The organism is Amaricoccus sp., from assembly GCF_017995835.1.
Classification (GTDB): Bacteria; Pseudomonadota; Alphaproteobacteria; order Rhodobacterales; family Rhodobacteraceae; genus Amaricoccus.
In genome coordinates, this window is the sequence record NZ_JAGOID010000129.1 from 1 (window position 1) to 6,949 (window position 6,949).

Annotated in this window: 9 protein-coding genes; 7 read left to right on the forward strand and 2 right to left on the reverse strand. The window is 70.4% G+C overall.

Annotation, left to right across the window (positions count from 1 at the left end):
- Nucleotides 1–68 precede the first annotated feature (68 nt).
- Nucleotides 69–1,082: a uroporphyrinogen decarboxylase gene (hemE, locus tag KBA23_RS14810; RefSeq protein ID WP_290742439.1), complete on the reverse strand. Its 1,014-nt coding sequence runs from the start codon at nucleotides 1,080–1,082 to the stop codon at nucleotides 69–71.
- A gap of 186 nt (nucleotides 1,083–1,268) precedes the next feature.
- Here hemE and KBA23_RS14815 point away from each other — a divergent pair, with 186 nt between their 5' ends.
- The 5 genes from KBA23_RS14815 to KBA23_RS14835 all read left to right on the forward strand — a co-directional run bounded on the left by KBA23_RS14815 (nucleotide 1,269) and on the right by KBA23_RS14835 (nucleotide 4,572).
- Nucleotides 1,269–2,078: a transporter gene (locus KBA23_RS14815; protein ID WP_290742415.1), complete on the forward strand. Its 810-nt coding sequence runs from the start codon at nucleotides 1,269–1,271 to the stop codon at nucleotides 2,076–2,078.
- 354 nt (nucleotides 2,079–2,432) lie between these two features.
- Nucleotides 2,433–2,618, forward strand: coding sequence for a hypothetical protein (locus tag KBA23_RS14820; protein WP_290742418.1), 186 nt, complete (start codon nucleotides 2,433–2,435; stop codon nucleotides 2,616–2,618).
- A gap of 135 nt (nucleotides 2,619–2,753) precedes the next feature.
- Complete coding sequence (locus KBA23_RS14825) at nucleotides 2,754–3,119, forward strand: CidA/LrgA family protein (RefSeq protein ID WP_290742421.1); 366 nt, start codon at nucleotides 2,754–2,756, stop codon at nucleotides 3,117–3,119.
- A complete protein-coding gene (locus KBA23_RS14830; protein ID WP_290742424.1) occupies nucleotides 3,116–3,838 on the forward strand; it encodes an LrgB family protein in 723 nt (240 codons plus the stop codon). Before KBA23_RS14825 ends, KBA23_RS14830 begins: the two co-directional genes overlap by 4 nt.
- Nucleotides 3,838–4,572, forward strand: a complete 735-nt coding sequence (locus tag KBA23_RS14835) for a sulfotransferase family 2 domain-containing protein (protein WP_290742427.1) — start codon at nucleotides 3,838–3,840, stop codon at nucleotides 4,570–4,572. The genes KBA23_RS14830 and KBA23_RS14835 overlap by 1 nt, the downstream gene beginning before the upstream one ends.
- Before the next feature lie 24 nt (nucleotides 4,573–4,596).
- On the opposite strand, the gene KBA23_RS14840 is transcribed toward KBA23_RS14835, so the two are convergent.
- A complete protein-coding gene (locus KBA23_RS14840) occupies nucleotides 4,597–5,346 on the reverse strand; it encodes an SDR family oxidoreductase (protein ID WP_290742430.1) in 750 nt (249 codons plus the stop codon).
- Between the two features lie 295 nt (nucleotides 5,347–5,641).
- On the opposite strand from KBA23_RS14840, the gene KBA23_RS14845 reads away from it, so the two are divergent.
- A complete protein-coding gene (locus KBA23_RS14845; RefSeq protein WP_290742433.1) occupies nucleotides 5,642–6,235 on the forward strand; it encodes a TetR/AcrR family transcriptional regulator in 594 nt (197 codons plus the stop codon).
- Nucleotides 6,232–6,780 (forward strand): hypothetical protein, encoded by a 549-nt coding sequence (locus KBA23_RS14850; protein ID WP_290742436.1) that lies wholly within the window; start codon nucleotides 6,232–6,234, stop codon nucleotides 6,778–6,780. Before KBA23_RS14845 ends, KBA23_RS14850 begins: the two co-directional genes overlap by 4 nt.
- The last annotated feature ends 169 nt before the right edge of the window (nucleotides 6,781–6,949 follow it).

A 6,949-nucleotide genomic window follows, 5' to 3' on the forward strand; every position in this document is an offset into this window, starting at 1 on the left:
CAGGCTCATTGCGTCCCTACTGATTTGTCCGAGGATTAGCGTGTCCGCCGCGCCGCCGTCCAACGTGATCAGATGCGGATGGCGCGCAGCATGGCGTCGACGTTGCGCGGGTCCGCGTCGGGCGTGATGCCGTGCCCGAGGTTGAAGACGTGTGGACCGCCGGCGAACGCCTCGACGCAGGCGCGCGTGGCCCGCTCGAGCGCGCTCCCGCCGACCACGAGCAGGATCGGATCGAGGTTGCCCTGGACGCAGGTCCGCGGCTGCACCTCCCGCGCCGCCCAGGCCGGGTCGACGCTCGCGTCGAGCGCCACCGCGTCGACGCCCGTCGCCGCGGCGAAGCCGGCGTAGCCGGCCCCGGCGCCCCGGGGAAAGCCGATGACCGGCAGGCCGGGGAAGCGCGCCTTGAGCGCCCCGGCGATGCGGCGGGCGGGCGCGACGGCGTAGCGTTCCAGGAGCGGCCCGGGCAGCGCGCCGGCCCAGCTGTCGAAGAGCTTGACCACCTCGGCCCCTGCCGCGACCTGTGCGGCGAGATACTCGATCGTCGCCTCGGTGATCCGCTCGACCAGCGCGTCGAAGCCCTCCGGATCGGCCCAGGCCATCCGCCGGGCCGGCGCCTGGTCCGGCGTGCCGCGGCCGGCGACCATGTAGGTCGCGACCGTCCACGGCGCCCCGGCGAAGCCGATCAGCGCGGTCTCCGCCGGCAGCGCGGCGGCGACGCGGCGCACCGTCTCGTAGACCGGCGCGAGCGTCTCGTGGATGGCGTCGCCGGGCTTCAGCCGCGCCACTTCCGCGGCGGAGGTCACGGTCGAAAGCCGCGGCCCCTCGCCCTCGGCGAAGCGCAGGTCGAGCCCGAGCGCCTGCGGCACCAGCAGGATGTCGGCGAAGAGAATCGCCGCATCGAAGCCGAAACGGCGGATCGGCTGCAACGTCACCTCGGCCGCGAGTTCTGGATCGTAGCACAGGTCGAGGAACCCGCCGGCCTTCGCCCGGGTGGCGCGGTACTCGGGGAGGTAGCGCCCGGCCTGGCGCATCATCCAGACCGGGGGGACGGCCATGGTCTCGCCGCGCAGCGCCCGCAGCATCGGCTTCGTCTCGGCCACAGTGCTCGCCTCGCTTCCCGGACACGCCGCGGCTTCCTCGCATGGCGCGCGCGCGAAGGAAAGCGGCACGGAATGGCGCAAAATGACAAGCCCACGGAGCGAAAATTCGACGTATACTCGCGAGCGGCTCGCATACCTCATCGTCATTGGCCGCACAGGAGATCGTCGATGGACGCCCTTCGCCCCCTCATCCTCGCCAGCGGGCTCCTCGCCGCCGCCGCCGCCGGCGCGCAGGACGCGCAGGATCTCGCCAAGCAGGTCTCGAACCCGATCTCCAGCCTGATCAGCGTGCCGTTCCAGTACAACTACAACGACGGCTACGGCCCGCAGGACGGCCACCAGAACTACGTCAACATCCAGCCGGTCATCCCGTTCACGCTCACGCCGAAATGGAACATGATCGTCCGGACGATCGTGCCGGTGATCGACCAGTCGGACGTGGTTCCCGGCACGGGCTCGCAGTTCGGGCTCGGCGACACCACGCAGAGCCTGTTCCTGTCGCCGAAGTCGCCCGGTCCCGGCGGGCTGATCTGGGGCGTCGGCCCCGCCTTCCTGTGGCCGACGGCGACCGAGGACGAGCTCGGCTCGGGCAAATGGGGCGTCGGGCCGACGGGCGTGGCGCTGGTGCAGAAGGGGCACTGGACCTACGGCCTGCTCGCCAACCACATCTGGTCGGTCGCCGACGCCGGCGGCGAGGACCGCCCCGATGTCAGCTCGACCTTCCTGCAACCCTTCGTCGCCTACAACACCAAGACCGCGGTGACCTTCACGCTGAACTCGGAATCGACCTACGACTGGAAGGACTCCGAATGGTCGGTGCCGATCAACGCGATGGTGTCCAAGACCACCCATATCGGCAAGCAGCCGGTGCAGTTCGGCGTCGGCGCGCGCTACTGGGTCGAGACGCCGGAGAGCGGGCCGGACGGCTGGGGCGCGCGGGCCATCGTCACGTTCCTGTTCCCCAAGGGCAAGTCCTGACCCCGGCGATCCCGGTCGTTCGCCACGCCGAGCACCGGCGCTGGCCCGCCACGAGTGGCGAGAACCTGGATGCCATCGTTCTTGGCTGACGTGGCGACAGACGCGACGGTCGAATCTACGGAGCTCTCGCTTCCGTTCGACCCGTCGTTGTTCGACGTGCCCGAGCCCATGGACGTTGCGCCCTTTCCGCCAGCGCCTCCGCCTCCGCCGACCGACCGGGCGAGGATTCCCGCCGCGCGCGGACTTGAGAAGCTTGGCCGAGGTCATCGCGTCGCCGGATCCGCCCGAGCCGCCGCCGCCGATGGTCTGGATGAGCCTCCCGTCGGCGCTTTCGCCCGCCGTGGCGATGAAGCCGTGATTGACCGCCGGGACATCGCGGTGGCGGTCGCGGCGCTCGGGCGGGCCGGCGTCGTCTTCTCCGACTACGACCTGCCGGGGCTGAAGGCGGTCGGGCACGTCTGCGTCCTCGGCTCGGAGAAGGCCGCCTGGTTCGACGACCCCGAGGGCAACATCCTCTGCCTCCACGAGGACATCGCCTGAACCCCCGGCGGACGCGCCGCGACCGCGAGGCGGTCCCGCCCTGCCGGCGCCGGCGGGAGCCCGGCCGAACGCCGGGTCTTGCGCGCGCCCGGCCCGGCGGCCAGAGTGCGGCCCCGCAACTGACGGCGAAGCGCCATGGTCCGAGGCCTTACCCTCCTGTTCCTGTGCCAGCTCGTCGGCGAGGCGATCGTCAGGGGTTTCGACATCACCTTTCCCGGGCCGGTCCTCGGCATGGCGCTGCTCCTCGCCGGCATGGCGGCGTTCGGGCGGACCGGACCCGCGCTCGACGACGCGGCCGACGGCATCCTGCGCAACCTGTCGCTGCTGTTCGTGCCGGCGGCGGTGGGCGTGATGCAGCAGATGGGGCTGATCGCCGCGAACTGGCTCGCGATCGCGGTGGCGGTCGTGGTCTCGACCGTGGTGACGCTCATCGTCACGGTCTTCACCTTTCGCGGAGTGGCGCGGATGCAGGCGCGGATGCAGGCGCGGAGGCGGTCGTGAGCGACGGCGGCAACATCCACCGGATCTGGGTCTACCTCGCCGAGACGCCGCTCCTGTGGCTGACCGCGACGCTCGTCGCCTATGTCGTCGGCGACACGATCTCCGCCGCCTGCCGGCGGCATCCGCTGGCGAACCCGGTGGTGATCGCGGCGGCGATCCTGATCGCCGTGCTGACGCTCACCGGCACCCGCTACCAGACCTATTTCGAGGGCGCGCAGTTCGTGCACTTCCTGCTCGGCCCGGCCACCGTTGCGCTCGCGGTGCCCCTGTGGCGCAACCGAGCGCGGGTCGCCGCCAATCTCGTCCCGATGGCGGCGGCGCTGCTCGCGGGCTCGCTGACCGCAATCGGGACGGCCGGCGCGATCGGCTGGGCGCTCGGGGCGCCGCCGCCGGTGATCGCCTCCCTCGTCACCAAGTCGACGACCGCCCCGATCGCCATGGCCCTGGCCGAAGGCCTCGGCGGCCTGCCGGCGCTCGCCGCGGTGCTCGTGGTGCTGACGGGCGTGCTCGGGGCGGTGATCGTCACGCCGCTGATGAACGCGCTCGGGGTCAGGGACTATGCGGCGCGCGGGTTCGCGGCGGGGGTGGCGTCGCACGGAATCGGCACGGCGCGCGCCTTCCAGGTCAGCGAGGAGGCGGGCGTCTTCGCCGGCGTCGCGATGGGTCTGAACGGGGCGCTGACCGCGGCGGCGTTCCTGATCCTGCCGCTGTTCTTCTGATGATCTCGCACGCCTGGCGCTGCATCTTCGTCCACCAGCGCAAGAGCGCGGGCACCTCGGTCAAGGCGATGTTTCCCGACGCGACCGGCGCGGACCGCGGCCGGTTCAACGAGGGCGTCCTCGAGCCGCACTGGGACGAGGACGACCCGACGATCCGCGCCTACCTGAAGTTCACGGTGATCAGGAACCCCTGGGACCGGTTCATCTCCGGCTGGAAGCACTGTCGGTCCACCAAGCACCGCAGCGTGCTCGACGTGCTGGAGAACCTGCCGCGCGAGAGCCTGCTCTCCAATGTGCTGGACCCGCGCACGAGCGCCCCGGCCCGCTGGCACTACGGCCGCGAGATCCTGCGGCAGGCGAAGGATCGCACGAAATACACGGTCCGGACCGCACTCGGCCGCGAGGACGACACGCCGCAGCGGCCGGGGCATGAATACCGGCACGTCACCCGCCAGCAGGTGCAGACGGTCGTCTATCCCGACGGACGGCTCGCCATGGACCGGGTGGTGTTCTTCGAGGAGCTCGACGCCGGCCTCTCCGAGGTCTGCCGCCTGCTCGGCAAGCCGTGGCGGAAGCCGCCCGCGCTGCGGGTCAGGCGCGCGGGCGACGACTATCGCCGACACTTCGACGACCGCTCGCTCGCGGCCTTCGCCCGGGCGTTCGGGCGCGACATCGAGTATTGGGGCTACGATTTCGACACCGGCCTGCCGGACTGGCCCCGACGGCAGACGTGATCGCCCCCCGGGGACGGGGCGCGACTATCCGCGGCCGATATAGGGCATCTTCGTCGCCATCACCGTCATGAACTGCACGTTCACGTCGAGCGGCAGGCTCGCCATGTGGACCACCGCGTCGGCGACGTGGCGGACATTGACCGTCGGCTCGGGCCGCAGGCTGCCGTCCGCCTGCGGCACCCCCCTGGACATCACGGCCGTCATGTCCGAGGCGGCGTTGCCGATGTCGATCTGCCCGCAGGCGATGTCGTGGGGCCGGCCGTCCAGCGACAGCGACCGCGTGAGCCCGGTGATCGCGTGCTTCGACGCGGTATAGGCGATCGAGCCCGGGCGCGGGACGTAGGCCGAGATCGAGCCGTTGTTGATGATCCGCCCGCCCTGCGGCGCCTGCGCGCGCATCATCCGGAAGGCGCCGCGGGCGATCAGGAAGGCCCCGTCGAGGTTCACGCCCACGACGCGCCGCCATTCCTCCCATTCGACGTCGCCGGCCGATTTCGAGATCAGCGCCGCGCCGGCGTTGTTGAACACGACGTCGACCCGGCCGAATCGCTCGCCGATCGCGGCATAGAGCGCGTCGACCGAGACGGGATCGGTCACGTCGCAAGGCGTCGCGAGCGCGTCGCCGCCGATCGCGGCCGCGACCTCCGCCAGCCGCTCGGCGCTGCGGGCCGCGAGCACGACCCGCGCGCCCGCCGCCGCCAGCGCTTCCGCCGTCGCCTTGCCGATTCCCTGGCTCGCTCCGGTGACGAGCGCCACCTTGTCCTTCAGCGACATGCTCTCCCTCCCATCGTCCCTGCCACGACCGGCGGCGGCCATGCGCGCCCCCGGGACCGCGCGAGTTTCCACATGGACGGGCCGCTGGCAACCGCGGAGGTGGGACCTTCATGGGACCTTCACCCGCAGGCGCGCGGTCGTGCGGCGATCTCTGATTGCCTCGACCGGGTGTCGTTTCGATCCGCGGGGGCGCCGCCAAAACAGTTGTTGACAGTTATGCTGACAATATGACAGTTTAACTGTCATGAGCGGGAACAAACCATCGCGTCTCTCACCGCGCGCGGAACTCGCGGCCATGACCGAAGGCCGGATCATGGAGGGCGTGGCAAGCCTGCTGCGGCGCGGCAGCGAGGTCACCTTCGATCTGGTCGCCAGGGAATCCGGCGTGCCGCAGCGCACCCTTTACCGCTATTTCGAGAATCGGGAGGCGCTGTTCGGCGCGTTCTGGCGTTGGGCGAACGAGCTGATCGAAACGCCGGCGCCGCCGGCGACGCCGGAAGAGGTCGTCGCGCATATCCCGGCGCTCTTCGCCGCCTTCGACCGCGACGAGGCGCTGGTGCGGGCGATGATGCACGATCCGCATGGGCAGGCCGTGCGTCACGCCAATGCGGATGCACGGCGCAGGAAATTCTCGGACGCGTTGAAGCCGGTGATCGAGAAGCTGCCGGAAGCGGAGGCGGCATGGCTGCTGGCCTCGGTCACGGTGCTCTGCTCGGCAACCGGCTGGGAATCGATGAAGGACAATTGGGCGCTTTCAGGCGGCGCGTCGGCGCAAGCCGCCCAGTGGGCTGCGAAAGCGCTGATTGACGACGCGCGAAGGAGGACGGGCGCGAGCTTGCCCGTTGGTCGAGCGAAAGAGGACGTTGTCACAGGAGATTCTGTGCCGTGATGATCCACCATGTGTCATTCGGCGTCAGCGATCCGATGCGCGTGGCGCAGGTGCTGGCTGAACTCACCGACGCAGCCGCGTTGCGCGCGCCGACACCGCCATTCCCGCACGGGGCCTGGTTTGTGCTGGCCGGCGATGACCGCGGCACGTTCCTGGAAGTCCTCCCGGCGACGGCGGTGTTCGACCCGGACGCGCCGCTCGGCCTCAGGCAGCGGCCGGCAAGCTTCGCGCCGGGAAGCGGCCACGTTCTAGTGAGCACCGTGAAGAGCGGCGAGGAGATCGAAGCGATCGCCCAGCGTGAAGGCTGGCGCTCGCAGGAGGTGGAAACCGGCCTTTTCAGGATCATGAAACTCTGGATCGACGACACGGTGCTGGTCGAACTCTTCGCCAAGGGTGAGGAGCAACGCTACATCGAGGCGTTCGGAGCGCCAGGGATGGCGACCCTCGAGGACAAGTTGCGCGACCTGGAGATGAAACTCGCCGGCGAGCTGGCGCAGGAACTGCCGCCACAGGTGCTGGCGGGGGCGCTCGGCGAGCCGGCGTAGCCGGACTGCCTTTCACCCAGGCGACCGTTCACTGGCGAACGGATGTACCGCACCCGGTTCCCTGGACAGTAGGTTGCACTATGCCGCGCATGGCAGGTTCTGGTCGAGCCATCTCTGACGTGCGGCGGCGGGGCTGAGGTGGCCGTTCTTCTCGATCAGCCACTGGGTG